The 24,411-nt window shown below is 70.0% G+C and carries 25 protein-coding genes and 1 riboswitch; of the genes, 13 read left to right on the top strand and 12 right to left on the bottom strand.

The window, feature by feature from the left end:
* Positions 1 to 329 precede the first annotated feature (329 nt).
* The 4 genes from ASG41_RS20885 (at position 330) to ASG41_RS20870 (ending at position 1,838) form a co-directional block, all read left to right on the top strand.
* Complete coding sequence (locus ASG41_RS20885; protein ID WP_157499029.1) at positions 330 to 629, top strand: hypothetical protein; 300 nt, start codon at positions 330 to 332, stop codon at positions 627 to 629.
* A gap of 126 nt (positions 630 to 755) precedes the next feature.
* On the top strand, positions 756 to 1,268 hold the full coding sequence (locus ASG41_RS20880; protein WP_200939163.1) for a hypothetical protein: 513 nt from the start codon (positions 756 to 758) through the stop codon (positions 1,266 to 1,268).
* A gap of 13 nt (positions 1,269 to 1,281) precedes the next feature.
* Positions 1,282 to 1,530, top strand: coding sequence for a helix-turn-helix domain-containing protein (locus ASG41_RS20875; RefSeq protein ID WP_056300069.1), 249 nt, complete (start codon positions 1,282 to 1,284; stop codon positions 1,528 to 1,530).
* On the top strand, positions 1,527 to 1,838 hold the full coding sequence (locus tag ASG41_RS20870) for a hypothetical protein (protein ID WP_157519599.1): 312 nt from the start codon (positions 1,527 to 1,529) through the stop codon (positions 1,836 to 1,838). The genes ASG41_RS20875 and ASG41_RS20870 overlap by 4 nt, the downstream gene beginning before the upstream one ends.
* Before the next feature lie 587 nt (positions 1,839 to 2,425).
* On the opposite strand, the gene ASG41_RS20865 is transcribed toward ASG41_RS20870, so the two are convergent.
* From ASG41_RS20865 to ASG41_RS25140, 6 genes are all read right to left on the bottom strand, one after another.
* Positions 2,426 to 3,088 (bottom strand): DUF4396 domain-containing protein, encoded by a 663-nt coding sequence (locus ASG41_RS20865; RefSeq protein ID WP_056300061.1) that lies wholly within the window; start codon positions 3,086 to 3,088, stop codon positions 2,426 to 2,428.
* Between the two features lie 237 nt (positions 3,089 to 3,325).
* On the bottom strand, positions 3,326 to 3,952 hold the full coding sequence (locus ASG41_RS20860; protein ID WP_082557191.1) for a DUF305 domain-containing protein: 627 nt from the start codon (positions 3,950 to 3,952) through the stop codon (positions 3,326 to 3,328).
* A 115-nt stretch (positions 3,953 to 4,067) separates the two neighbouring features.
* A complete protein-coding gene (locus tag ASG41_RS20855; protein ID WP_162245592.1) occupies positions 4,068 to 4,523 on the bottom strand; it encodes a hypothetical protein in 456 nt (151 codons plus the stop codon).
* Between the two features lie 175 nt (positions 4,524 to 4,698).
* Complete coding sequence (gene lspA, locus ASG41_RS20850) at positions 4,699 to 5,184, bottom strand: signal peptidase II (protein WP_157519621.1); 486 nt, start codon at positions 5,182 to 5,184, stop codon at positions 4,699 to 4,701.
* Positions 5,185 to 5,225: 41 nt separating this feature from the next.
* Positions 5,226 to 7,223, bottom strand: coding sequence for a cation-translocating P-type ATPase (locus ASG41_RS20845; RefSeq protein WP_304438038.1), 1,998 nt, complete (start codon positions 7,221 to 7,223; stop codon positions 5,226 to 5,228).
* A gap of 94 nt (positions 7,224 to 7,317) precedes the next feature.
* Positions 7,318 to 7,716 carry a metalloregulator ArsR/SmtB family transcription factor gene (locus tag ASG41_RS25140; protein WP_056300054.1) on the bottom strand — a complete coding sequence of 133 codons (399 nt, stop codon included), beginning with the start codon at positions 7,714 to 7,716 and terminating at the stop codon, positions 7,318 to 7,320.
* A gap of 193 nt (positions 7,717 to 7,909) precedes the next feature.
* Between ASG41_RS25140 and ASG41_RS20835 the strand changes: the two genes are divergently transcribed.
* The 4 genes from ASG41_RS20835 to ASG41_RS20820 are packed head-to-tail and all read left to right on the top strand — an operon-like array spanning position 7,910 to position 10,757.
* Positions 7,910 to 8,545 (top strand): thioredoxin domain-containing protein, encoded by a 636-nt coding sequence (locus ASG41_RS20835; protein ID WP_235564964.1) that lies wholly within the window; start codon positions 7,910 to 7,912, stop codon positions 8,543 to 8,545.
* 2 nt (positions 8,546 to 8,547) lie between these two features.
* Complete coding sequence (locus ASG41_RS20830; RefSeq protein WP_082557188.1) at positions 8,548 to 9,240, top strand: vitamin K epoxide reductase family protein; 693 nt, start codon at positions 8,548 to 8,550, stop codon at positions 9,238 to 9,240.
* Positions 9,224 to 9,901, top strand: a complete 678-nt coding sequence (locus tag ASG41_RS20825) for a TlpA family protein disulfide reductase (protein WP_369800067.1) — start codon at positions 9,224 to 9,226, stop codon at positions 9,899 to 9,901. The genes ASG41_RS20830 and ASG41_RS20825 overlap by 17 nt, the downstream gene beginning before the upstream one ends.
* The gene (locus ASG41_RS20820) at positions 9,894 to 10,757 is read left to right on the top strand and encodes a cytochrome c biogenesis CcdA family protein (protein ID WP_056300051.1); all 864 of its coding nucleotides are present in this window, start codon (positions 9,894 to 9,896) and stop codon (positions 10,755 to 10,757) included. Before ASG41_RS20825 ends, ASG41_RS20820 begins: the two co-directional genes overlap by 8 nt.
* A 409-nt stretch (positions 10,758 to 11,166) precedes the next feature.
* Here the strand turns inward: ASG41_RS20820 and ccsB are convergent, their stop codons facing one another.
* From ccsB to ASG41_RS20805, 3 genes are all read right to left on the bottom strand, one after another.
* On the bottom strand, positions 11,167 to 12,186 hold the full coding sequence (gene ccsB / locus ASG41_RS20815; RefSeq protein ID WP_056300047.1) for a c-type cytochrome biogenesis protein CcsB: 1,020 nt from the start codon (positions 12,184 to 12,186) through the stop codon (positions 11,167 to 11,169).
* Entirely contained in the window at positions 12,183 to 13,811 is a 1,629-nt protein-coding gene (gene lnt, locus ASG41_RS20810; protein ID WP_235564962.1) for an apolipoprotein N-acyltransferase, read from the bottom strand. The genes ccsB and lnt overlap by 4 nt, the downstream gene beginning before the upstream one ends.
* A 101-nt stretch (positions 13,812 to 13,912) precedes the next feature.
* On the bottom strand, positions 13,913 to 14,953 hold the full coding sequence (locus ASG41_RS20805) for a cytochrome c oxidase assembly protein (protein ID WP_235564961.1): 1,041 nt from the start codon (positions 14,951 to 14,953) through the stop codon (positions 13,913 to 13,915).
* A 286-nt stretch (positions 14,954 to 15,239) separates the two neighbouring features.
* Between ASG41_RS20805 and ASG41_RS20800 the strand changes: the two genes are divergently transcribed.
* Positions 15,240 to 15,818: a M23 family metallopeptidase gene (locus tag ASG41_RS20800; protein WP_235564960.1), complete on the top strand. Its 579-nt coding sequence runs from the start codon at positions 15,240 to 15,242 to the stop codon at positions 15,816 to 15,818.
* Between the two features lie 184 nt (positions 15,819 to 16,002).
* On the opposite strand, the gene ASG41_RS20795 is transcribed toward ASG41_RS20800, so the two are convergent.
* The 3 genes from ASG41_RS20795 to ASG41_RS20785 all read right to left on the bottom strand — a co-directional run bounded on the left by ASG41_RS20795 (position 16,003) and on the right by ASG41_RS20785 (position 17,905).
* Entirely contained in the window at positions 16,003 to 16,320 is a 318-nt protein-coding gene (locus ASG41_RS20795; protein WP_235564959.1) for a plastocyanin/azurin family copper-binding protein, read from the bottom strand.
* Positions 16,321 to 16,574: 254 nt separating this feature from the next.
* Positions 16,575 to 17,534, bottom strand: a complete 960-nt coding sequence (locus ASG41_RS20790) for a M56 family metallopeptidase (RefSeq protein WP_056300044.1) — start codon at positions 17,532 to 17,534, stop codon at positions 16,575 to 16,577.
* On the bottom strand, positions 17,531 to 17,905 hold the full coding sequence (locus ASG41_RS20785) for a BlaI/MecI/CopY family transcriptional regulator (RefSeq protein ID WP_055767950.1): 375 nt from the start codon (positions 17,903 to 17,905) through the stop codon (positions 17,531 to 17,533). The genes ASG41_RS20790 and ASG41_RS20785 overlap by 4 nt, the downstream gene beginning before the upstream one ends.
* A 293-nt stretch (positions 17,906 to 18,198) precedes the next feature.
* Here ASG41_RS20785 and ctaD point away from each other — a divergent pair, with 293 nt between their 5' ends.
* From ctaD to ASG41_RS20765, 4 genes are all read left to right on the top strand, one after another.
* Positions 18,199 to 19,905 (top strand): cytochrome c oxidase subunit I, encoded by a 1,707-nt coding sequence (ctaD, locus tag ASG41_RS20780; RefSeq protein ID WP_056300257.1) that lies wholly within the window; start codon positions 18,199 to 18,201, stop codon positions 19,903 to 19,905.
* Between the two features lie 106 nt (positions 19,906 to 20,011).
* A complete protein-coding gene (locus ASG41_RS20775; RefSeq protein WP_162245591.1) occupies positions 20,012 to 20,701 on the top strand; it encodes a copper resistance CopC family protein in 690 nt (229 codons plus the stop codon).
* Positions 20,702 to 20,841: 140 nt separating this feature from the next.
* Positions 20,842 to 22,908, top strand: a complete 2,067-nt coding sequence (locus tag ASG41_RS20770) for a cytochrome c oxidase assembly protein (RefSeq protein WP_056300038.1) — start codon at positions 20,842 to 20,844, stop codon at positions 22,906 to 22,908.
* A 50-nt stretch (positions 22,909 to 22,958) separates the two neighbouring features.
* Positions 22,959 to 23,108: riboswitch (cyclic di-AMP (ydaO/yuaA leader) on the top strand.
* Between the two features lie 226 nt (positions 23,109 to 23,334).
* Positions 23,335 to 24,378: a M23 family metallopeptidase gene (locus ASG41_RS20765; RefSeq protein ID WP_235564958.1), complete on the top strand. Its 1,044-nt coding sequence runs from the start codon at positions 23,335 to 23,337 to the stop codon at positions 24,376 to 24,378.
* The last annotated feature ends 33 nt before the right edge of the window (positions 24,379 to 24,411 follow it).

The raw sequence follows: 24,411 nt of genomic DNA, 5'->3' as shown, positions 1-24,411 counted from the left end.
ATGAGGTGTGTCGATGCTGGTCTTGGTCTTGGTCTTGGTCTTGGTCTTGGTCTTGGTCTTGGTCTTGGTCTTGGTCTTGGTCTTGGTCTTGGTCTTGGTCTTGGTCTTGGGTCTTGGGTCTTGGTCGTGGTCTTGATCTGGAGTCCTAGGTCTCCTCGTCTCGGGTGGACGCAAGCTCACCTCGAGGGTCGGACAAGCCACTAGCACCAGTCCCTCCCGCCACCCCGGCCGCGCCACGTTGTCACCCCGATTGCGCGGCGGTGCGACTGCTGCTGCGGTGGAAGGGTCGGTCCGGCCGCTGTCGGACCCCGGCCCTACGGTCCCCGCCGATGGACAACCGCACCGTGGACCCACCCAGCCCGGTGTGGGTCACCAAGCCGCGGTTCTCCAGCGTCGACGACGTCCAACCTGGGCTGCTCTACGCCTGGGAACGCGACCGGTACGCACTCATCTGGCGGGCCCGGGTGTGGTGCCTGCGGGAGACCGCACCCGGCTTCCCCGGACCAGACTTCCGCGGAACCGTCGTCGCCAGCCGCGTCGCCCCCCGCGACCCCAGAACTCATTGGTCGGTGGCTATCGACGGCGCCCTACAGGCCGCAGCTGCCGTCCCGGCCGGCAGCCTTGCCTGACCAGCCCAGGCACCCAGAGGGGTGGCGTCCATCCACAGACCCGCTGCGATCGGCCCGCGATGTCAGCAGAGAGAGGCAGACTCACCAGCAGAGCAATCGACCGCCGAAGCGAATCGAGGACCCGCTGTGCTGTTCGAACCGAAGGCCAGCGACTTCGAGGCCACCGATCTAGAGAACGCGCTGCTGCGCACCGCGGTGGGGGACTACGCCGCAGAGGCCGCCGTGCTGCTGCTGGCCAACGCCGGGCACTGGCTTCCCCAACTCGCCGCCGCCGGCCTCATCGCCGTCGACTACGACGACGACCCCACCGGCCCACCCACCGGACAAGCCCCCGGCGTGGGGTGGGCGTCGGTCACCTGGGTCGACATCGACCCAGCCCTGCGCCATGGGCGCATCCACGGGTCCAGCGGACAGCTGCGCATCCTGCGCGCGGCGGCATCGATCGCCGACGGTCAGGCCCTCGACCTCGGCGACGTCGCCTCCGGGCTGGATCGCCAGCACCTCCAGTTGCTGCTGGCCGCGATCGCCCACACCGGTGGCAGCCACGAACACCGCACGCAGGACTTCTACCCCCACACCGGTGCGGTGTTCCTCAGCGATCCGTTGCCCTCGCTGCAGTCCTGGCCACCCCGCGACTGAGCCGGCCGCACCGATGCCGCGCACCCCGAAGCCGACCTGGGCGCCCCTGCCGGAGTTCGCCGGCACCTCCACCACCGGCCCCGCCAGAGACCGGGCACTGCAGGACCGCCTCGAGGCCTACGTCGTGAAGGCCTACCGGCAGGGCATGTCCATCCGCGACATCGCCCAACTCGTCGACCGTGCACCCACCACCGTCCACGGCATCCTCAAGGTCCACCAGGTGCCCCGCCGTATCCAGGGTCGACCACCGGCCCAGCCATGACCGCGCCACCCGCAGCGCCACAACCGGGCAACCGCGCCGGTAGGGGAGTGCTGCGGGAGCTGGAGAACGCAGCCGCGGTCAAGCGGGCCGCCCGCCAGCGCATTGCAGACGCGGTCGCGCACCCGAGCGGCGACACGGCTGAGCTCGCAGAGCACCGGGCCGCCCACGACATCGCCACCGCGCGCTGGGTCAGCCTGCTGCGCGCGGCCAATCACGACGGGCACCCGGTGGCCGTCATCGCCCGCGCTGCCGGCGTCACCGCGGCATCGGTGCACTACCGACTGGCGGCTACCCCGCCGGCGGTCTAGCTGGTGGCGATGTCACCGGGGGACAGGCCCAGGCGCAACCGCACGAAAGCAGAGGATGCCGCGACACCCAGCGGTCAGTGCTGGGTCCGCCGATACCTCGACCCACCGCCGTTGGGTCGACCCGGGGTCTTGCGGCTACGACGACTTCCAGATCGGCACCTGGCGCACCTTCCAGCTCTAGGCCCAATTGTGCGTCTAACGGCTCAAGCAGCGGTGAGATCCCGGCGCTGGAAGCACATCTGCACCCCCCGCGGCGGCGGCCAGTCGAGCGGCAGGTCGACTATGACCGGCGTCCCGCAGAGCGCGACCAGGTGCTGCGTCTCGCAACTGGCGATCCCCACAGCATGGGCCGGCCCCACCATGACGTTCCGCCGGAAAGTATCCCCACCAGCAGCACCGGGGTTTTGGGGCCTCGAAGGCGCGGGTTCGGAGCCAGTGAGGCACGCGAGGACTGTGCGCCACGCTTGTTCAGAGGTCACCTACATCGCTTCAGGCAAGAACCACCAGGAGGCATCTGAACCCCTTGGCGGGGCGTGACCTGGGTGACCACGCCCCGCCGCGGGACTCAGTTCCCGGTGGTTCGTGGCTCAGGCGGCTGTGGGGAGGCGTGCCGGAGTGCGCCGGAGTGCGGCGACGGCGGGTGCGCCGGTGAGCAGGCCGGCGAGGATGCCGATCTGCATAAGGAACCAGAACTGCACGTCGGCGGCCGGGGGCATGAGGTCGTTGAAGTGCAGGAGGAGCATCCAGCCGCCCATTCCGATGTCGAAGGCGACCACGGTGAGGGTGGCGCGAGCGACCGCGGTCAGCGTGGTGGCGCCATCGGTGGTGCGCTCGTGGACGGCGAGCAGCGCGATGGCCACGACCGCGATGACGGCGATCATGACCCACAGGTCGGTGCCGGCGATGGTGAGCCCGGAGGCAATCACCAGGGGGACACCGACGAGGTGGGCCAAGGCTGAGGCGGTGCCACCGGGCAGGCTGTCCACGACGACGGGCCGGGCGTCGGTGGGTCGGGCGCCGGGCTGGGGCTTTCGGCCGTAGCGGCGGTAGAGCACGAGGGCAGCCGGGCCCAGGAACAGAGCTGCACCGACCCAGGTGATCTCGGCAGTAACGGTGCGATGGCGGTGCCCGCGGGCCCACACGTCGGTGGCGATCACCGCCGCGCTCAGCAGCGCCAGCAGTCCGTAGGTCCAGGCCAATGGGGTCAGCCAGTCCGGCAGTGCCGCGCCCATCGTGGTGTTCATGTCCATGTCAGTTGTGGTCCTTCAAGTGGGGTCAGTTGTGGGGAGTGCGGGTGAGGCATCGGACGCCGGCGAGGACGGCGGTGCCTCGGGGTGCAGGCCGGGGACGGCATGCAGGTCGTGTCGCGGTGGCGCACGTCGAGGGCTTGGAGGTCATCGAGGGCCGCGGTTCTCGGCGTCCACGGCTATCGGGTGACTTTGGGCGGGGGCTGCGCCGGGCTGGCCGCAGCCTCCGCTGTCGGGGGGTTACTGCGTGGACAGGCTCTGCAGCAGCTGTTCCATCTCGGTGATCTCGGCACCCTGGGAGGACTGGATGTCCTGGGCGAGCGCGATCGCCGCGGGGTCCTCGCCGTCGGCGATCTCGGTCTGGGCCATGCCTACAGCGCCGGTGTGGTGCTCGAGCATCAGCTGCAGCCACATGCGGTCGAAGTCCACGCCGCTGGCTGTCTCCAGGGAGGACATGTCGTCCTCGGTCATCATCCCGCTCATGCCGGAGTGAGCCATTCCCGAGGTGTCGTCTGAGCTGATGGCCCCCCAGCTGTTCAGCCAGCCGTTGAGAACGTCGATCTCGGGCCCCTGAGCAGCCTGGATGCGGCCAGCCAGGTCCAGCACGTCGGGGTTGTTAGAGCGGTCGGCGACCAGGTCGGCCATCTCGACCGCCTGCTCGTGGTGGGGGATCATCGACTGGGCGAAGGTGATGTCGGCGGTGTTGAACGTGGCCTCTGCCGGGACGGACGTCGAGGACCCCGCCGATGAGGGGTCTGTGCCGCCAGAGCAGGCCGACAGGGCCACCGAGGCGGCGATGAGGGCACCGACGAACCCGGCGGCGCGGGAGCGGTGGGGGGAACGGGTCGAAGCATGGTTGCTGAGCACAGGGGTCTCCTGAAAGGGGTGCCGCACCCGATATGAGCCGGGCACGAAGAGGGCAGGGAAGGTCGAGCACGCGACTCCGGGCCACACGTGGGCCACGGGTGTCAGGTGGTTCGGCCTAGACCCTCAGCACGCAGAGACGACTGAGCTCGAGAGGTGCTGGGTGAGGGAGCGCCTGGTCGAGGGCGCTGCGCAGCAGCACGGTGGGACGGGGCACAACGGTGAGGAGGCGCCGTCGCGACAGCCATGAGGCCAGCACTGCCAGTGCCGTGCCGATCCCGCCGGCCAAGACGGCCATGCACACCATCAGGGCGTGGGCCATGGTCCCATGACCGTCACCGGTCTGGCCGTCGTCGATCCAGGTGGGTGCAGCTACCAGCGATTGCGGTAGCGCGGAATCACGGGCGTTGGTCCCCGCATCAAGTCCGGCCCCTTCCCCCGTCTGGTCGGGTGAGGCGGGCGTGGCGTGCGAGGGCATGTCGGCCATGGCCGAGTCGCTGTCGGTGCAGCTGAGGCCGTGCATGCTGAACACTGCGCCGAGCACGAGCAGGGCCCAGAGCAAACGTGCCCGCATGACACCCCCCACCGCTAGCCGATACCCCACCAGGGTAGGCACGTGGTGCATCGGACCGCTTCCGGCGCTGGTGCAGGTGGCCTGCAGGCGCGAGTGCGCGGGCACCGGCGACCGCACGGCGGCGCAGCCGCAGACCGCAGATGGGGGAGGCAGAACTCCCCAGTGGCGATCGTCGTCATCTCTGGTCAGTAGTCATCGGCCGCGCCTTGGTGGCTGCGGTGTCCTCGATGTCGGGGTTGAGGACGGTACTTGCGGCGAAGACGACCGCCCCGCAGGTGATGAAGACATCGGCGAGGTTGAAGGTGGGGAACCAGCCGGTGTGCAGGTAGTCGGTGACGCGTCCGTCGCCTGCGCGGTCCACCAGATTGCCCACAGCGCCTCCGACCACGGCGGCCAGCCCAGCAACGGGCCACCCGGAGGTCCGCGCACGACCTGCCGTGACCCAGGCGAATCCGGCGACGACGACAGTGACCGCCGCAGTGACGGCCAGGACCAGCCAGCCGGGCAGGTCGGACCCCACACTGAACGCGGCGCCTGTGTTGTAGCCCAGTCGTAGGTCCAGAATCCCGACATCCAGGGTCCGCCCGTCGCCCAGGCGTTGTTCTATGAGGGCTTTGACCCCCAGATCCACCCCCACCAAGACTGCAGCGACCACAGCCATCACCAACCGAGCTCCCGACAGCCAGGCTGACTGTCGGATGTTCATTGGTGTGACCTGCCGGCGCGGATCCCGTTGGCGATCACGAACACCTCGGCGACCTCGTGGATCACGATCACTGCGGCCAGGGACAGCACCCCCAGGGCGGCCAGCGGGATGAGCACGATGAGGATCGCGGCGGACAACGCCAGGCTCTGCAGCATGATCGTCCGGGCCCGCCGGGCGTGGGCCAGGGTGCGGGGCAGCTGGTGCAGGCTCTCGCCCATCAGGGCGACGTCGGCGGTCTCGATGGCGACGTCGGCGCCCATCGCGCCCATGGCGATGCCGACGTCGGCGGTGGCCAGGGCGGGGGCGTCGTTGATGCCGTCCCCGACCATCGCCACCCCACCTCGGGTGCTCGAGCGCAGCTGGTCGACCAGGGTCGCCTTGTCCTCGGGGCGCAGCTCGGCGTGCACGTCGGTGATGCCGGCGGCCCGGGCGAGGTGGGCGGCGGTGCGGGCGTTGTCGCCGGTGAGCATCGCCGTCGCCACGCCCATCCTGCGCAGCCGGGCGATGACGTCGGCGGCCTCGGGCCGGAGCTCGTCGCGGATGGCGAGGGCGCCCAGCAGCTGGCCGGCGGATTCGACGAGGACGACGGTGGCGCCGGCGTCTTGGTGGTCCCGCACCTGTCCGGCGAGGGTGCCGGGCTCCAGGAAACCTGGTCTGCCCAGCCGCACCGGGGTGCCGTCCAGGACACCGGTGAGGCCCTGACCGGCCAGCGCCTGCACGTCTGTGGCGACCGGGGCCGGGGCGCCGTCGTGCGCTGCGGCCCAGTGGGCGAGGACCGCGGCGGCCAGGGGGTGCTCGCTGCGGGCCTCGAGGGCTGCGGCGACGGTGAGCACCTGCTCGGCGTCGTGGCCGTCGGTGGTGAGGACGGCGACGACGGCGGGGGAGTTGCGGGTCAGGGTGCCGGTCTTGTCCAGCGCCAGGGTGCGGACGGCGCCGAGCGACTCCAGGGCGGCGCCGCCCTTGACCAGCACGCCCTGGCGGGTGGCGGCACCGATCGCGGCCACCACGGTGACCGGGACGGCGATCGCGAACGCGCACGGGGAGGCTGCGACCAGCACCACCAGCGCACGCTCGATCCACACGCCCGGGTCGCCGAGGAGGGAACCCAGGACGGCGATCGCGGCGGCGACGACGAACACCGCGGGCACCAGCGGGGCGGCGATCCGAGCGGCCAGGCGCTGGGCTGCGCCCTTGCGGTCCTGGGCCTCCTCGACGATGTGCACGACGCGGGCCAGGGAGTTATCGGCGACGGTGGCGGTGACGGTGACCTGCAGGACCCCGCCGCCGTTGACCGAGGCGGCGAAGACCTCGGTACCGGGCTGCACCTCCACGGGCAGGGACTCCCCGGTGATCGCGGAGGTGTCCAGGGTCGATCGGCCGTCGGTCACGGTGCCGTCGGTGGCCAGCCGCTCTCCGGGCCGGACGACCAGCACGTCGCCGACGCGCAGGTCGGCCGGGTCGACCTCGGACTCCGAGAGCCCTGCGGGGCCGGGGCGGAGCACGGTGGCGCGGGCGGGCACCAGGTCCAGCAGGGACCGCAGGCCGCGGCGGGTGCGGTCGACGGCGTAGTCCTCCAGCGCCTCGGCGAGGGAGAACAGGAAGGCCAGCATCGCGGCCTCGCGCACCTCGCCCAGGGCGATGGCGCCGATCATGGCCACGGTCATCAGCGTGCCCACGCCCAGCCGGCGGTGGGCCAGCGCACGCAGGGTGCCGGGCACGAAGGTGGCGCCGCCGGCGAGCACGGCACCGAAGGCGAGCAAGGTCCCGAGCACGACCGGTCCACCGGTCCAGGCCGTGGCCTGCGAGGCCATCCAGAACAGCCCTGCGGCGCCGGCCAGCTGGGCCGACCGGGCTCGCCACAGTGGCAGGGCCGGCTCGTCGACCGGGGTGCTGGGTGCCGAGCAGGTGGGGTCACCGCAGCCATCGCCGACCGCGGCCAGCTGGTCGACGGTGCTGGGAGCGCAGCAGGCGCAGCCCTTACCGCACCCCGTCACCGGTTCCGTGGGACGAGCCGAGGTGAGGGGGATGGTGGCGAGTGCTCGCGCCGGCGTCCGGGGCGTCGGCTCGTCATCGGGGCCGCAACACAGGTCAGACACCGGGCGCCGCCGAGACGACCGGGCGGCCGGCGTCCGGGACAGCCGCGGGCGGCACGATCCCGGCCATGGCCAGCAGGGCCTGGCCGATGTCGGTGAGCCGGTACATGACCAGCTTGCCGTCCTTACGGGATGCAGCCATCCCCGCCGTCCGTAGCACCCGCGCGTGGTGGGACACCAGGTTCTGGCTGGCCCCGACGATCCAAGCCAGATCGCACACGCACAACTCACCGCCGGCTTGCAGCGCTGCAGCGATACGCAGGCGCTGTGGGTCGGCCAGGGCCCTGAACTGCTGAGCCGGCCCTGCGGCCTGTTCGACGTTGGGGAGCCCTCCGCGTACGGCCTCAGCATGAGGCAGATCCAGGCACAGCAGGTCGCAGCGGTCCTCAGTCACGGGTCACTCCACATCGCAGCACTTGGACACCCCTAGTGGGCTCAGGCTGAGTGACACTACAACATACTGACGCCTGTAGGTATGTTCACCCCGGGTTGATGCGCAGGTTTCCTATCCTGGATAGTAGGAAGCGTCCGTCTTGCGGCCCGTCTCGTGGCCGCCATCTCGAGGAGTCATCCTGCGGTCCAACACCATGATCTCGGTCCTGCTCGTAGCGGTCTTCGCTGCCGTGGTCGCTGTGGCGGTGATGGTGTTCGGCGGTGGGGGCTCAGACGCCACCGCGGACGGCCAGGGTGGCGAGGATCTGGTGGTGCGGGAGAACAGCCACCGCCTGGACACGGCCCCGGGGGAGGTGACTCTGGTGGAGTTCCTGGACTTCGAGTGCGAGTCCTGCCTGGCCGCCTACCCGGTGGTGGAGCAGCTGCGCGAGGACTACGCCGGACAGGTCACCTTCATCGCTCGTTACTTCCCGGTCGAGGGTCACTTCAACGGGCAGAACGCTGCGGTTGCCGTGGAGGCGGCTGCCCAGCAGGGGCAATTTGAGGCGATGTACCAGCAGATGTACGCCACCCAGACCCAGTGGGGTGAGCAGCAGACCTCCATGGCCGGGTTGTTCCGGGAGTTCGCGACCGACCTGGGGCTGGACATGGATGCCTACGACAGCGCCGTCGCCGACCCGGCGACCCTGGAGCGGGTGCTCGCCGACCGCGACGACGGGCTGGCCCTGGGCGTGCAAGGAACTCCCACGTTCTTCCTCAACGGGGAGCAGCTGACAGTCGGTTCGGCTGAGGAGCTCATCGCCGCCGTCGACGCGGCCGTCAACGAGTAAGCGTGTCCACCCCCACCTCGGTGTCGGTTCCGGCCGCCGACCCAGGAGCCTGGAACAGCACGCCTGAGTCATCAGGCCGCACGCCCCCGGTCGGGCCGGGTCAGCCCGGCCGGGAGCGGCGGCTGGGGGCGGGACTGATCCTGGGTGGCGCGCTGGGACTGCTGGCGGCATTCGTGCTTGCGGTGGAGAAGTACCGACTGCTCACCGACAGCGCCTACGTCCCGACCTGCAGCATCAACCCCGTCTTGAGCTGCGGGTCGGTGATGACCAGCCCGCAGGCCGAGGCATTCGGGTTCCCCAACCCCCTGCTGGGTCTCATCGGATTCAGCGTCGTGCTGGTCGTCGGCGCGGCTCTGGCCGGCGGCGCGGTGCTCCCGGTGTGGTTCTGGGCCGGGTTGCAGGTCGGGGTGAGTGCTGCGGTCGTCTTCGTGCACTGGCTGATCGCGGCCAGCCTGTACCGCATCGGGGCGTTGTGTCCCTACTGCATGGTCGTGTGGGTCGTCGTCATCGCTCTGTTCGTCGCCGTCACCGCCCGCAACCTCACGGCTGTCACGAGGCGCCAGCCCGGGCCGGCGGCGACGGCGGTCGGCGTCCTGCATCGGCGGCAAGGGGTGATCGTCACGGCGTGGATCTTGGTGATCGCCACCTTGATCACCGTTCGGTTCTGGACCTTCTGGAGTGTCTCCCTTGGCTGAGGGCCAGGCAGGGATCTCCAGACGGACGGTTCTGACGGTCGGTGCCTCCGGGGTGCTCGGGCTGCTGGTCGCCGGCTGCGGCAGTTCCGGTGCCAACCCGAGCACGAGCGGTGCCGGCGGGGATTTCGACTTCACTGCGGCCACCCCGGCGGCCCAACTGATCCCCGCCGAGGATCGGCAGAGTGCCCCGGAGTTCGGCGGGGAGCTCCTCGACGGGACGACCTTCGAGTCCTTCTCGCTGGCTGGGGACATCGTGGTGATCAACTTCTGGGGTTCGTGGTGCGCACCGTGTCGGGTGGAGTCACCGGAATTCCAAACCGTCTTCACCGACGTCGCCGAGGCCGGCGTGGCTTTCCTGGGAGTCGCCGTCCGGGACCAGAGGCAACTCGCCCAGGCCTTCACCACCGACTTCGGCATCACCTACCCCTCCTTGTTTGACCCCTCCGGGGAGGTGGCGCTGGCGTTCAACGGGTTCCCCGCCAACGTCGTCCCTACGACGATCCTGCTGGACCGGGAGAACCGGGTCGCCGCCGTCTACGTCTCCGCCGTCGCCGAGGACGACCTGCGGACCAGCCTGCAGACCCTGCTCGCCGAGGACCCCACCCCACCCCCGACCACCCCACCGTCGGCCCCACCTTCGACCGGCGCGCCCGATGAGTGAGTTGGGGTCGCTCTTCGCCGGGTTGGTCACCGATGGTTCCCTCGTGGTGGCCGTGGCCGTGGCGGCCCTGGTGGGTTTGATCAGCTTTGCCTCGCCCTGCGTGCTGCCGCTGGTCCCGGGTTACCTGGGCTACGTGGCCGGGCTCAGCGGCAGTCAGGCTGCCCGACCGGGGGTACCGGCCACGGCCGGGGCGACCCTCCAGACCCGAGGCGGGGCAGGCGTGGCTGCGCTGGGGCACGACGAGCCCGGACCCGATGCTCCCCAGGGTGGGCGCGGGCGGGTGCTGGCTGGGGCCGTGCTGTTCGTGGCCGGGTTCACGGTGGTCTTCATGTCCTTCGGCGCCGCGTTCGGGGGCCTGGGCAGGCTGTTGCTGGAATGGGCGCCAGTGATCACCCGGGTCATGGGTGTGGTCACCATCGTCATGGGTCTGGCGTTCCTGGGCGGGTTGGGCTGGCTGCAACGAGAGCGACGGCTGCACCGCCGGCCACCGGCCGGACTGCTCGGGGCACCACTGCTGGGCATGGTGTTCGGGCTGGGCTGGACCCCGTGTCTGGGTCCGACCCTCTCGGCGGTCAACGCCCTCGCCTACAGCGAGGCCTCAGCGACCCGCGGCGCCATCCTGGCCTTGGCCTACTGCCTGGGTCTGGGATTGCCGTTCGTGTTCATCGCCAGCGGAGCCCGGCGGGCCCTCACCCTGTCCCGGTACGCCCGCCGCCATGCCCGCACCGTCACCCGCATCGGCGGCGGCCTCCTGGTCCTGCTAGGAATCCTGCTGGTCACCGGCACCTGGGACGCGATCATGATCTACACCCGAGCATGGTTGGCCACGACCGGACTGGGCTCTTCGTTCGTCTGAGGGCCACCATCGCCCGACGTCGACTGCGCCCGGGTCGGCCGTCGGTGTCACCAGATGCAGGGGCACCCGGGTGACCTCACAGGGTGGCGGTCCCAGATGGGTTCGCAGCGTGCGCTGCTCGGGCCGACGTCGAAGCCGCCGACGCCCTTCGACGCCTGCCCCCACCAGGAGGGCAACCGCCACGCCGACGGCCGCGGATGCTGCGACGTACCCCGTCGACCACCCCCCTGCGACCACGTCGGCAGCGGCCTGGCCGCTGCCGGGGGTCACCGTGGCCTCGGCGGGGTGGCCGTGCGTGGCCACCCGGGTCAGCAGGCCGACCACCAGCACGGTGGCCGCTGCGGTCGCCGTCAGCACGACCGCTCGCCGCCGCGGGCGGCGCGGGCGGCGCGGGCGGCGCCCGAGAATCTCAGACACCGCCGTAGGAGTGCAGGCCGGTGGAGACGAGGTTGACAAAGAGCAAGTTGAACACCAGTGAGCCGAAGCCCACCAGGTTGATCCACGCCGCCGGCGCACCCCGCCACCCCGCAGTGCTGCGGGCGTGCAGGTAGGAGGCGTAGGCCACCCAGGAGATGAACGCCCACGTCTCCTTGGGATCCCAACCCCAGAACCGGCCCCACGCGCTCTCGGCCCAGATCGCCCCGGCGACCACGGCGAACGTCCAGATGGGGAACGCGAACACCGCCGCCCGGTGGGCTACCCGGTCCAGCGCGACCGATGAGGGAAGCCGGTCCAGCACGCCCATCCGTGCGCGGGGCGGGCGTCCCTCGCGGCGTCGCTGGAGCAGGAACAAGACGCTGGCGGTGGCACTGACCAGGAACACCCCGAAGGAGATGATCGCCGCCGAGACGTGCACGACCAGCCAGTCCGAGCGCAGAGCGGCGATCAGCGGGCCGGCCTCGGCGTAGAGGAAAAAGCCGATGAGCACCAGACTGACCATCACCGGGCCGGTCACGAAAAGCCCGATGTGACGCATCGCAGGCACCCGGAACGCTGTGACCAGGTAGGCCAGGACACCGATCAGCACCGCCGCGGTCCCGAACTCGTACATGTTGCCCCACGGGGCGCGACCGGTCCCGAAACCCCGCAAGGCGAGCACGGCGGTCTGCACGACCGCGCCCAGCACCGTCAGGGCCAAGGCCAGCGTGCTCCAGGAGAACCGGCGTGCGGGCCGGACGAAGGGCGAGTCGGCGGAGGGCGGGTCGGCGGCCGGCGGCTCGGCGGCGAGCGAACCGCCCTGTCCCGGCGGCTCCGTCCTCGGTCCAGCCGGGATGAGCACCGGGGACCGGGACTCGGCGTCGGCTGCGGTGGCCCGTTGCCGCGATCCGAACGCGAGCTGGGCGCAGAAGGCAAGGGTGGCCAGGCCATAGGCGAGCACGGAGACCGTGAAGAGCTGGTCGGACAGGGAGGCCATCGTCTGGGTGCTCATCGAATCAGGTGTCCTCGGGGTCGTCGGTGGGGGAGCTGAGCGGTGCGATCGGGGTCGCCAGCAGCAGGAGAAAGAGCGGGAGAAGTCGCGGGGGCAGCGGCGTGAGCTGTGCGCCGTCTCCGCACAGCGGGCCGGGTCGCCGCGACGAGTGCTGCCAGGGCAGCCAGGCTCAGTGCCGCCTCGGGGGCCGCACCCACACGGGTGGCCAGCGTGGTGCTCTCAGCAAGGGTGACCGGGCCGACGAACTGCCACGGTCGGAACAGCTCGGACTCATCGACCACCGTGCCGTCGGGGTCGATGACCGCGGACAGGCCACTGGTCGCGGACACGATGACCGTCCGGTCGTGCTCGATGGCCCGTAGGCGACTCATCGCGAGCTGCTGAGGGCTCTCATCGGTGAACCCGAAGGTCGCGTTGTTGGTCTGCACCACCAGCAACCGGGCACCTTGCTCGACGACGTCGCTGACGAGTCCGTCGTAGGCGACCTCGAAGCAGATGACGTCCCCGACCGGTACGCCGGCGATGTCGAGCAGCCCCACCTCCTCACCGGCCACGAAGTCCCGCTCGAGTAGGTCGACCTGGTCGCTGAAGAGCCGGAAGAACGACCGGGCGGGCATGTACTCCCCGAAGGGCACCGGGTGGCGCTTGGCGTACTGCTGTCCCGGCCCAGTGACGGGGTCCCAGACGATGCCGGCGTTGGTGAGGTTCTCCCCCGGTCCTTCCAGGACCGCCCCGATGAGGATGGGCACACCGATCGCCTGGGCCGCCTGAGTGATGTGGGCGGCCGCGTCGGGGTTGGTCAGGGGGTCGATGTCGGAGCTGTTCTCCGGCCAGATGACCAACCGGGGGGCTGGCTCGGTCCCTGCGTCCACAGCTGCAGCCAGGTCGAGGGTGGCCTGGACGTGGTTGTCCAGAACCGCGCGTCGTTGGGCGTTGAAGTCCAGGCCCGCTCGGGGCACGTTGCCCTGGATGACCGCGACGGTCACTGCCCGCCCAGTGTCGGTGGAGGAGGCCGGACTGAGATGGAATGCCGAGGCCCACAGGGGGACGCTGACCAGCATCGGGAGCATGGCCGACAGCAGTGCCGGCCCACCGCGGGGCCACGCGCTGCGGTCGGGTGAGGGCCGTGGCTGGCTGCGGCTGACCATCACCGCAGCGATCTGCGTGCCGGTCAGCGCGACCGCGAAGCTCACCAGCGGTACCCCACCCACGGCGGCGAGCTGGGCCAGTGGGGAGTCGGCCTGACTGAAGGCCAACCGTCCCCACGGCAACCCACCGAAGGGCCATCGCGACCGGGCAGCCTCCACGGCGACCCACAGACATGCCGACCACCACGCTGCGCCCGGAAGCCTGCTCAGGGCAGCGCATCCTGCGCCCAGAGCGGCGTAGAACAGGGCTTGGGACACGGCCAGAGCCACCCAGGGAACAGCGCCGACGAACACCCCAGCCCAGCTCAGCAGCGGCAGCATGAACGCCAGACCGAAGACCATGCCCAGGACGGCGCCCTGCCAGGGTGAACGCCGGTGGGTGGCCCACGACAGCATCGCCGGGGCCAGCAGGGCCAACGGCCACAGGTTCCAGGAGGGGAAGGCCAGCCACAGCAGCGCCCCGCCGGCGCCCGCCACGGCCAGCCCGGCGAGCGCGCCTGTCCTGGTTGGACTTCTCCACCGGGGAGCACCTGGGGCGGGGGCTGTCGAATCTCGGCCCAGTAGGGCTGGCGCCCCGGTCACCGGGAGGGCACGGCGTCAGTACCGGGGGAGCGCGCCGACTGTTGGGCCAACTGGGCCAGGTGAGCGTTGTAGGCGGCCAGGTCCAGGTCCCCCGAGCGGGCCTCGGCTCGGTCAGCGGCCCGGTTGCGGCGCTCATCTGATGCCACCCAGGAGAAGAACACCACGCCCAGCACCAGGATGGTGGGCAGTTCGCCGAACACCCAGGTGAGGCTGCCGGCGGTGGACTGGTCGGCCATCGGGTCGATGTCCCAGGCAGCAGGGGGGTCACTGAAGATCCGAACCAGGGGGGTGCTGGCCATCATGATCGCGACGCCGAAGAAGGCGTGCATGGGCATTGGGAGCAGCAGCTCGAGCATCCGCACCGGATGACGGGAGGAGTGTGGCCACGGGTCCACGGCCAGCACCCCTCCGAAGAACAGCAACCCGGTGACCAGGAAATGACCCAGCATCACGATGTGACCGACGGCGTTCTCCATCATCAGGTCCACCAGCGGGGTGAAGTAGATGCCGTACAGCGACGCGATGAACAACGGCATCGTGAAGCCCGGGTGTGACACGACGGCCGCGAACCGGCTGTGCAGCGCCACCAGGAGCCACCGGCGGGACGCCCCCGCCCGCTCGTGCCCCCGAGGCAGGGTGCGCAACGCCAAGGTCACCGGCGCCCCCAGCAGCAACAGGATGGGGGAGACCATGGACAGCACCATGTGCTGGCTCATGTGGATGCTGAACAACACCATGCCGTAGCCCTGGACCCCTGTCGCGGTCACGGCCAAGACGCTGAGCACACCCAGGGTGAACGTCATTGTCCGGTGCCAGGCCCAGCCGACGCCCGAGCGCCGCAGCCGGATGACACCCAGCAGGTACAGCGCCAGCGCCAGAACAGCCAGAGCGGGAATGACCGATGTCCAGTCCAGCTGGATGGCCATGAGGCGGGCCAAGGTCGGCGGCTGGGTGGGCATCCACATCACGCCGCTGTGATCTGCACCCACATCTACTCCTGCCGCCAGTGTGTCGCGGTCCGCCTCCGGGGCGGGCACCCGCTCGACTCATAGTCTCCTATGCGGGATCGTAGATGACCGCGGTCCCCGCTGCGACGACCGACCGGATCGCACGGCGCGCCAGTGCGACCGGACACCAGGTAAGGGGTTACTGCAGGTGAAACACGCCCCAGACAATGCCGTGGCGGCACCGCAGGCCCAGGCAACTCCTCGTCTGAACGTAGGTCGCAAGGTCATCCATGGACGACCACAGGCCCTTCTCGGCGCCCTGATCACCGGCGCTCTCCTGGCCGCCATCGGAGCAGCCCCCTGGTCCGGTCGCGGGGTGGAAGCCTTGCCGGACGGCGGGACCAGCGTGGCTGCCGCCTTGGAGCTCAGCGGGGACAGCGCGGACGCGGATTCCGAGGTCTTCGCCCAGGCCCAGGCTCAGGCCCAGATCAGCCAGAGCGAGGCCGCCGCCCGGTTGGAGCTCCTGGCGGCCTCGCGTGCAGAGCGCGTCGAGCGGGAGCGACCACAGGCCGTGCTTCCGGTTCAGGGCGTGCTGACCAGCAGTTTCGGTGCCCGATGGGGAACGACACACAACGGGTTGGACTTCGGGGCTCCCATGCTGACTCAAGAGGTCGCGGCCGCCGATGGTGTGGTGGTGCGGGCCGGGACGGCCAGCGGGTTTGGGCTCGCCGTCTACATCCAGCACCCCAACGGCGACGTCACCGTCTACGGCCACATGGAGACCATCCAGGTGCGGGCCGGTGACATCGTGGCCGCCGGAGACCCGATCGCCCTGCTGGGCAATCGGGGTCAGTCGACCGGGCCGCACCTGCACTTCGAGGTCCACCAGGGCGGCATGAACGGACCACGCTTGGACCCGGCGCAGTGGCTGGCCGAGCGCGGAGTGCAGCTGTGAGCACGCAGTTCGACGAGTTCACCCGCTAGTAGGTGGCCGACAAGGACCCGGTTCGGCACCTGCCCGGGCCATTTTGGCAAAGCTGACCTTCCGGGTGCCTCCCAGTGAGGCCAGGTCCGTGCGGGTGGTGCTCTGACCCGTGAAAAAGGGTCCTGCCGCCGCCGCCGCCGCTGTTGTTGGCGGCTCAGCCGGATGTCACCGTCATGGTCCCCACCTGGCCGAGGGCCAGGTGGAAGGAGCATTCAAAGGGGTAATTGCCAGGGGCGGTGACCTCGAAGTCGATGGTGGCCTCATCACCTGGCCCGAGGATCGGGATCTCCTCGGTGATGGCGGCGGGCCCCTGGCCTGCGCTGAAGAGGAAGTTGTGGGTCATCTGGGTCGCTTGGCTGGACAGGGTGAGCCGTACGGGTCCCGGTGCGACCGTGAAGGCGTCGGGGAGGAACACGAAGTCGTCGTTGACGACCAATTTCACTTCCTGGGTCCCGTCGACTGCGGTGGTCACCGCGGCTGGACCAGAGGCGCTGCCGCCGCTGACCGAGGAACCGGCGGGTGCATCACCGCCTCCCGAGCAAGCACCCAGCAGGGGGGGCACTGGAACCGAGGGCAACCGCTGCCAGGAACCCGCGGCGAGTCAGGGGCAACCCGACGGTGGCGCCCAGTGGTCCTGTCCCGCTGGTGGTGGCCATGCCCCCCACTCAACCATCTGCGACTAACAGCCTTAGTAGGAGCGGGTGGGGCAGCAAATGGCAGTCGAGATCAGAACGACACGGCGCACAGGTGATTGAGTGCCGCCACGACGGTCGGGGCCACGGTCACCAGCAGTGGAACGCCGACCAGGGCAGCGACGCCGACCAGCACCATGCCCTGGCGTCCCCGTTCCAGCGGAAGGGCTGGGGCGAGCAGACGGCCCACCCGGGCGGTGGTGGCGTGGGTGGCGGCTCCCCCGGCCATGGCGAATGCGGCGCCGGGAGCCTGCATCGAGGCCAGACGGACGATCGCTGAGGCAACGCTGAGGCGGTCGACCCGCTGGACGGCGCTGTCATCGGCAGCCATCTCGATCAACCGACGAGTCTGGGCGGTGGCGGTGGCGAAGAGTCCCACGTGCGGGAAGGCGCGCTGCAAGGACTGGGAGAGCACCACGGCGATGTGGTGACGGGCATTGAGGTGCGCCCGTTCGTGGGCCAACACCCCGGCCAGCTCGGCGGGGGTCAGAACCTCCAGCGCCCCTGAAGTGATGACGACCTGCGCCGAGCGGCCGGGCACACAGAAAGCGGCTGGGGCTGCGGCCTGCACCACGTGCACGCCCAGCCGGGGGTCCGCGGCACTGATCAGGGCCAGGGAGTCTCGGACCCGCCGCCGGTCCCGGTGCGCCCCGATGGCCTCCACGGTCACCCATCCCACCGTCCACGCCACCGTCGCGGCGCTGATCAGCAGCCCGATCGCCGGCTCCAGGGAATCGCCGTGGAAGCCGTAGGCGTCCTGGATGCTCTGAGCGCAGGCGTGCACCCACCCGGCGATGTCGGTGACCCAAACAGTGGCCGGGACCAACAATGTCAGTCCCATCAGGACCGGCACGGCCACTGCCGACAGGCACAAGGCCTGCCACAGCCCGATCGCCAGCTTCGGGGACCTCTCCACCCACCCCGCGTGGCGCAGGCGAGGCCCCAGCAGCAGGAGAGCCACACCCGCTGCACCCAGGATCCAGGTGGCGGTCACGCCGGAGTGTCCTTCTCGGTCTGTGCGGCCCGAACAGCCTGCTGCAGCTGCGTGACGACCGCGGGGTCGAGGTCGGCGACGAAGTGCATCAGCACGGCCCCCGGGTCCCCGGCGTCTTGCAGCACACCCTGCAGCAGGGCCGCTGAGTGCTCGGCCCGAGACCGCAGGGGTCTGTAGCTCCAGGCCCGCCCGTGCATCTCCCGGGTCACCTCGTTCTTGCGGTGCAGGTTGTCCAACACGGTCATGACCGTCGTGTAGGCCAGGGTCTTGGGTGTCTGCAGGGAACCCAGGACGTCGCGGACCGTCGCCGGCTCCCCGCGGTCCCACAGCACCTGCATGATCGCGGCCTCGAGGTCTCCGAACGGGCGCACGTGTCTCCCTGCAGATCGTTGTCGGTCCAGCGGTCGGTCCCCGGGGCGGCACGGTCGGTGACCAGGGTGTGCGGCCGGGACGACGTCCTCATCCTGCCCTGTCGGTCGGTACCGGGCGACGACCTCGCTCTCGCGCCGTGCCTGACGGCGCGCGTCGGGCACCTGACACATCTACTACGCTGCCTAGCAGACGGGGAGACCCGTGGCCGCCCCGCTCGGTGCGGCCAGAGCTGTGGAGAGAGGTCGCCGTGACCATCGCGCCGGTGCAGATCATCAGTCGACCCAGCCCCCCGATGCCGGAGGGCAAGGGCTCCCGACTGGCGGATCTGCTGCGCACGACCGACCACAAGAAGATCGGCGTGATGTACATGATCACGTCGTTCACCTGGTTCATGGTCGGTGGCCTGATGGCCATGCTCATGCGCGGTGAACTGGCCCGCCCCGGGCTGCAGTACCTGTCCAACGAGCAGTACAACCAGCTGTTCACCATGCACGGCACCGTGATGTTGCTGTTCTTCGCGACGCCGCTGTTCTTCGCGTTTGCCAACCTGATCCTGCCGCTGCAGATCGGCGCGCCCGACGTCGCGTTCCCCCGCTTGAACGCCTTCTCCTACTGGCTGTTCCTCTTTGGCGGGTTGATCGCTATGTCGGGGTTCCTGACTCCTGGTGGGGCAGCAGACTTCGGGTGGTATGCCTACAGCCCGCTTTCTGATGCCACCAACTCACCGGGCGCCGGCGCCGACCTGTGGATCGCGGGGCTGGCCGTGTCGGGCCTGGGCACGATCCTGGGTGCGGTCAACTTCATCAGCACCATCGTCTGCCTGCGGGCGCCGGGGATGACGATGTTCCGGATGCCCATCTTCGTGTGGTCTTCCCTCATCACCAGCGTGCTCATCCTGCTGGCCTTCCCGATCCTCACCGCAGCCTTGTTTGCGCTGCTGGCCGACCGGCATCTCGGTGCGTTGATCTTCTCGGCCGCCAACGGCGGGCCGATGCTGTGGCAGCACCTGTTCTGGTTCTTCGGCCATCCCGAGGTCTACATCATCGCGTTGCCGTTCTTCGGGATCATCTCCGAGATCATCCCGGTGTTCAGCCGCAAGCCGCTGTTCGGTTACAAGGGCATGATCTTCGCGATCATCGCCATCGGCGCCCTGTCGCTGACCGTGTGGGCGCACCACATGTTCGCCACCGGCGCGGTGCTGCTGCCGTTCTTCAGCTTCTTGACCTACCTGATCGCGGTGCCCACCGGGATCAAGTTCTTCAACTGGATCGGCACCATGTGGCGGGGGCAGCTGACCTTCGAGGCCCCGATGCTGTTCTCCGTCGGCTTCCTGGTCACCTTCCTCCTGGGTGGGCTCACCGGCGTGCTGCTGGCCTCCCCGCCCCTGGACTGGCAGCTCAACGACTCCTACTTCGTGGTCGCGCACTTCCACTACGTGGTCTTCGGCACCGTGGTGTTCGCCGCCTACGCCGGCATCTACTTCTGGTTCCCCAAGATGTGCGGCCGGATGATGGACGAGCGGTTGGGCAAGCTGCACTTCTGGCTGACGTTCATCGGGTTCCACGCCACGTTCCTGGTCCAGCACTGGCTGGGTTCACAGGGGATGCCGCGCCGGTATGCCGATTACCTGGCCAGTGACAACTTCACCACGCTGAACACGATCTCCACGGTCGGGTCTTTCATCCTGGGTGCCTCGACCATCCCGTTCCTCTACAACGTGGTGCACTCCTGGAAGTTCGGGCAGCTCGCGTTGCGCGATGACCCGTGGGGCCACGGCAACTCGCTGGAGTGGGCCACGTCCTCCCCGCCGCCGCGGCACAACTTCATCGAGATCCCGCGGATCCGCTCCGAGCGGCCGGCGTTCGAGCTGCACTACCCGCACCTGCAGCGACGGCTCCAGGAGGAGGCGCACGCGGGCAAGAAGCACGGGCCCTACGCCAGTGAACTGCTCGAGGGCACCGGCGCCCGACAGGGTGCCAACGACCCCGACCCGACCTGACACCACGGGGGAACCACAGGTCGCCAGCTGGCGACTAGACGAGGGGATCGCCGAGGCGGTCCCCGAGCACCCCGCAGCCCACCAGCCCAGGAGCCACCCTGTGACCGTGCAGTACACCGCCCGAGCCCTGGGCCCCCATAGCCTCCAGGCAGGTCAGGGCGCATGGGGGTCTGGCACCAGAAGAACGTCGCTGCGTGCAGCGGTGGTCGTGGCATCGGTGCTGTTCGCTGTTCTGCTCGGGGCGCCCTCCGCGCAGGCGCACAGCGACCTGGAGTCCGCCAGCCCCGCGGTCGACGGCACCGTCGAGGAGGCACCTGGTGCCCTGGAGCTCACCTTCACCGACGGGGTGCAGCCCGGGTTCGCCCAGATCGCGGTCCTGGACCCCAGCGGCACCGACGTGACCGATGGTGAACCCACCGTGCAGGGCGATGTCGTGACCCAGCCGGTCTCGATGGGTGGCGGCGGTGCCTATGGGGTCTCCTACCGGATCGTGTCCGCCGACGGCCACACCATCCAGGGCACCTACGGCTTCACCTTTACCCCAGCGGCGGTCACCGCCGACCCCGCAGACCCCACTCCCGCCGGAAGCACGGCCCCCCCGAGTGCGGACTCGACGCCGGCTGCATCGACACCGACCACGCCGAGCGCGGCCACACCGGCTGTCGATGAAGCAGCTCAGACGGGCGATTCAGGTGGCATGTCGGTGGCAACGGTGATTGGTCTGGCCGTCCTGGCGATCCTGCTGATCATCAGCTTCACCCTCGCGCGCCGCCGCCGGCTCATTCACAAGGCGTGAGCGCCGGCCCCGACGAGGCGCCGCACGGGTCAGCGGCGGGCGAAAGGCAACCCGCGCGGGCGGGGCGAGTAGAACCTGCCGACACCGGGGCGCCTGCACCAGCGGACGCCCGGTCAGCAGGGATGTCCTCAGGGGACGTCATGGTGGTCGCCCCCGCTGTGTCCATGGGGCGGCAGCGGGGGTGGCTTGTGCCGGCGGGACCGGTCATCGCACTCGGCGCCCTGATCATCGGGGTCGGCACGACCCTGGCGCTGTTGTGGGCGTCGGGTTCCCTCGTCGCCGAGGCGCTGCCCGGGATACCGGCCACCTCGGCCGCGGTCACCTGGGCCATCCCGGTGACCCGGGTCGTGGGCGACCTGGCGGCGGTAGCGACAGCGGGGTGCCTGATGGCCGCTGCGCTACTGGCCCCCGGGCACCGGCAGATGAGTGTCGCGGGCTACCGCTGGACACGGATGGCGACCTGGCCGGCAGCCGTGTGGCTGCTCAGCTCGATCCTGGTGGCACCCCTGCAGCTGGCCGACTTCCTGGGCACCGACCTGGCGTCGGTGAGTGCACGCGGCCTGTTCTCCTTCACCACGACCATCCCGCAGGGCCAGGCCCAAGCCGCAGTAGCGGCCTTGACCCTCGTCCTGGTCATCGGATCCCGGCTGGTGCTGACCACAGCAGGCAGCGCGGCGCTTCTCCTCATCGCCCTGCTCGCCAGCCTCCCCCCGGTGTTCACCGGACACGCCGCCGGATCGGGCAGTCACCAGGCCGCGATCTCCGGTCTGGCGCTGCACGTACTCGGGGTGCTCGCCTGGGCCGGCGGGGTGCTCTCCCTGATCCTCATCCGCCGCCTGCCCATCGCCGCCTTGCAGGTGGCAGTGACCCGGTTCAGCGCGGTTGCACCGCTGCTCGTGCTGCTCGTCGCCCTCAGCGGTGTGCTTACAGCCGCGACGCGGCTGACCGGCGTCGCTGATCTGGTCGACACCGACTACGGCCGACAGGTCGTGATCAAGACAGCCGCGCTGCTGGCGTTGGGCGGCCTGGGGTGGGCCCACCGGCGCCGGACCCTCCCCAGCCTGGCCCGGGGGGACCACCGTGCCTTCCGCCGTTTGGCCATCAGCGAGGTGCTCGTCTTCGCAGCGACGATCGGTGTCGCGGTGTCCCTGTCGCGCACTCCTACCCCGCAAACCACGCCGAATCCGGGGGAGGAGGAGGGGAGCGCCTTCGACGCTCTGGGTTTCCCTCTCCCACCCAACCCCACCCCAGGACAGTGGTGGACCCAACTGTGGCAGCCCTACCCCGATCCGCTGTTCCCTGTCCTGATCGCGGGTGCGGTGGTGGCGTACGTGTGGGCAGTGCGCAGGAGGACCCAGGCCGGGAAGTCGTGGCCTGCCCGGCGCACTGCACTCCTACTGGGCGGTGCCGCCGTGCTCCTGGTGGCAACGACCAGCGGGCTGGCTCGCTACGCCCTGGTCTCTGCACCCGCCCACGCCCTGCAGTACCTCCTGCTCGGCCTGCTCGGGCCGGCGTTGGTTCTCCGGGCAGCACCGGGTCAGCTGCTCACCGACCACCTCGACCGTCGATCACCCGCGACGGAACCAGTTCTGGATGACAGTCGGGGGGCCGCCCAGTGGCTGGAGGCGATCACCTCCAGCCGCGCCGCCCTCGTCCTGCGCCGGCCCGGACCAGCCCTGGCCCTCTTCGTGGTCGTTGTCTACCTGGGGTACACCGGTCCGGTGCTGGAGATCGTCATGCGATCCCACGCCGCCCACGTGGTGTCTGTCATCGCGACCTTCACCGCGGGCATGGTGCTCCTGCGGTCCTGGTTCGACAGCGACATCCCCCGCAGGCTGCGGGGGTGGTGGATCGCGGGCTGGGCCGCCATTCACGTGCTTGCCTCGGTTGCTCTGCTGACCTGGCCCACCGCGCTGGCGGTGGGCTGGTGGACCGAGATCGACCCGGCGTGGCGCCCTGCTGCACTCACCGACCAACGACATGCCGCCGTGGTGTTCCTGCTGGTGGGGCTGATGACAGCCGGAGCGATCGCGGTCTGGGCACTGGTTCGAGCGTCGCGCTCCCCGAGTCCGGTGCTGCAGGCAGAAAACTCGGACTCCTGGCCAGGCGGCTACGCCACGCTGAGCCATCAGGACCCGACCCTGTGCGACAACACAACGCCGGGGGACGCAAACGGTCGTGACCGAAACGTGACCTCTACTAATTGAGCTAGTAGCTTGATGGCGTCTGTTCAGGCCACGCGCCCTTCCTGGGTCCTTGGGCAGACCCGCCTAATCGTCGCCTGACCTCTGCGGGTCAGTCGGCGGGCCGGGGACCCATGTGTTCCTGGGGTGAATCTGCCACCGCGCAGTAGGGCTACTTCCAGCCCGAACCCGTCAGCTAACTCGGTCGGCGGAAGGAAGAACGGAGCCCGCTGCACTGTGGCGACCCTGCACGACCCTCCCCAGGAACTCAGCCCCCTACACGGCGCCCGCAGCACGCGGAGCGCCCGCAGCTTGAGACCCCGGGGGCGTCCGGCTGTCCTGGCCCTGCTCTGGGCTCTCGTCGCGACCGCAGGTCCCGGCATCGCATCAGCGGCACCGGCAGAGCCCACGGACAGCGCAGCAGCCCCGTCCCCGGGGACGACCGCCGGCGTGCCCGGTGAGGAGACTGCCTCGCAGGAGGCGGCGCGTCTGGAGAGCCTGCTCGAGGCAGCCCAGCAACGACTGGACCAGGCCACCGTCCAGGCCGAATCGACGGTCGAGCTGACCCGACTGGCCGCCGCGGAGCTGGACACAGCGACCGCCGCCGCAGCAGCGGCGTCTGCAGCAGCCCAAACCGCCCAGGCGGCGACGGACCAGGCGCAGAGCCAGGTGGCCGCCGCAGGGAGGGCGGCGTTCATGAGCTCGGGTGACCTCGCCCAGGCTGGGCTCCTGCTGGAGGCCGATGATCCCGAGGACCTCCTGGCCCGCGCCACCACGCTGGCGCTGCTGGCTGATGACCGCGCCGAAGACATCAGCGCATTGGAGGAGGTCCAGGGACAGCAGGAGGCAGCCGACGCGAGCGCCCAGGAGGCCGTCCTGCGCCAGCAGGAGGCGCTGGGTGCAGCCCAGCAGGCCGACGCCGATGCCAATGCCAGATTGGCTGAGGCTCAGCAGAGCTACGCCGCAGCATCGGCGGAGCGCGCTGCCCTGCAAGAGCAGCTGCAGGTTGCCCAGGTCGCAGCCCTCACCGAACAGGGCGTGGATGATCCCGAATCAGTCGTCGCCGCCGGGCAGGCCGCGGTGGCCGCCTCGGGCGGTGATCTGGTGGCCGGCCAAGTCACGTCCTGTTATGGAGCGCGGGGGGGCACCAACCACAACGGCATCGACATCGCCGCCCCGATCGGCACGCCCATCTACGCCCCCGAGGGGGGCGTCGTCCTGAACGCCGGACCGGCCAACGGGTTCGGGCTCGCCGTCTACATCCAGCACTCCGACGGCACCATCACCCTCTACGGACACATCAACCAGTTCTTCGTCACCGCCGGTCAGGTCGTCGAGGCCGGGGAGCTCATCGCCGAGGTCGGTAACCGGGGTCAATCCACCGGCCCGCACCTGCACATCGAGACCCATGTGGGTGGCCTCTATGCCACCCGCACCAATCCGGCTCCCTGGCTCGCCCAGCGCGGCATCACCCTGGGAGGTCGCTGCGCTTGACCATCAGACGCGCGCCCAGCAGTGCCGACCGAG

Origin of the sequence: Modestobacter sp. Leaf380 (genome assembly GCF_001424485.1) — a bacterium.
Taxonomy (GTDB): domain Bacteria; phylum Actinomycetota; class Actinomycetes; order Mycobacteriales; family Geodermatophilaceae; genus Klenkia.
Note: the sequence above shows the minus strand (reverse complement) of the source record. Positions and strands in the feature narration are given on the sequence as shown.

What these genes read in the sequence shown, in the direction of transcription:
- ASG41_RS20885 (WP_157499029.1), top strand. Translation starts at nt 330, where the DNA reads ATGGACAACCGCACCGTGGACCCACCCAGCCCGGTGTGGGTCACCAAG.
- ASG41_RS20875 (WP_056300069.1), top strand. Translation starts at nt 1,282, where the DNA reads ATGCCGCGCACCCCGAAGCCGACCTGGGCGCCCCTGCCGGAGTTCGCC.
- ASG41_RS20870 (WP_157519599.1), top strand. Translation starts at nt 1,527, where the DNA reads ATGACCGCGCCACCCGCAGCGCCACAACCGGGCAACCGCGCCGGTAGG.
- ASG41_RS20865 (WP_056300061.1), bottom strand. Translation starts at nt 3,088, where the DNA reads ATGGACATGAACACCACGATGGGCGCGGCACTGCCGGACTGGCTGACC.
- ASG41_RS20855 (WP_162245592.1), bottom strand. Translation starts at nt 4,523, where the DNA reads ATGCGGGCACGTTTGCTCTGGGCCCTGCTCGTGCTCGGCGCAGTGTTC.
- lspA (WP_157519621.1), bottom strand. Translation starts at nt 5,184, where the DNA reads ATGGCTGTGGTCGCTGCAGTCTTGGTGGGGGTGGATCTGGGGGTCAAA.
- ASG41_RS20835 (WP_235564964.1), top strand. Translation starts at nt 7,910, where the DNA reads ATGATCTCGGTCCTGCTCGTAGCGGTCTTCGCTGCCGTGGTCGCTGTG.
- ASG41_RS20820 (WP_056300051.1), top strand. Translation starts at nt 9,894, where the DNA reads ATGAGTGAGTTGGGGTCGCTCTTCGCCGGGTTGGTCACCGATGGTTCC.
- ccsB (WP_056300047.1), bottom strand. Translation starts at nt 12,186, where the DNA reads ATGAGCACCCAGACGATGGCCTCCCTGTCCGACCAGCTCTTCACGGTC.
- ctaD (WP_056300257.1), top strand. Translation starts at nt 18,199, where the DNA reads ATGCCGGAGGGCAAGGGCTCCCGACTGGCGGATCTGCTGCGCACGACC.
- ASG41_RS20770 (WP_056300038.1), top strand. Translation starts at nt 20,842, where the DNA reads ATGGTGGTCGCCCCCGCTGTGTCCATGGGGCGGCAGCGGGGGTGGCTT.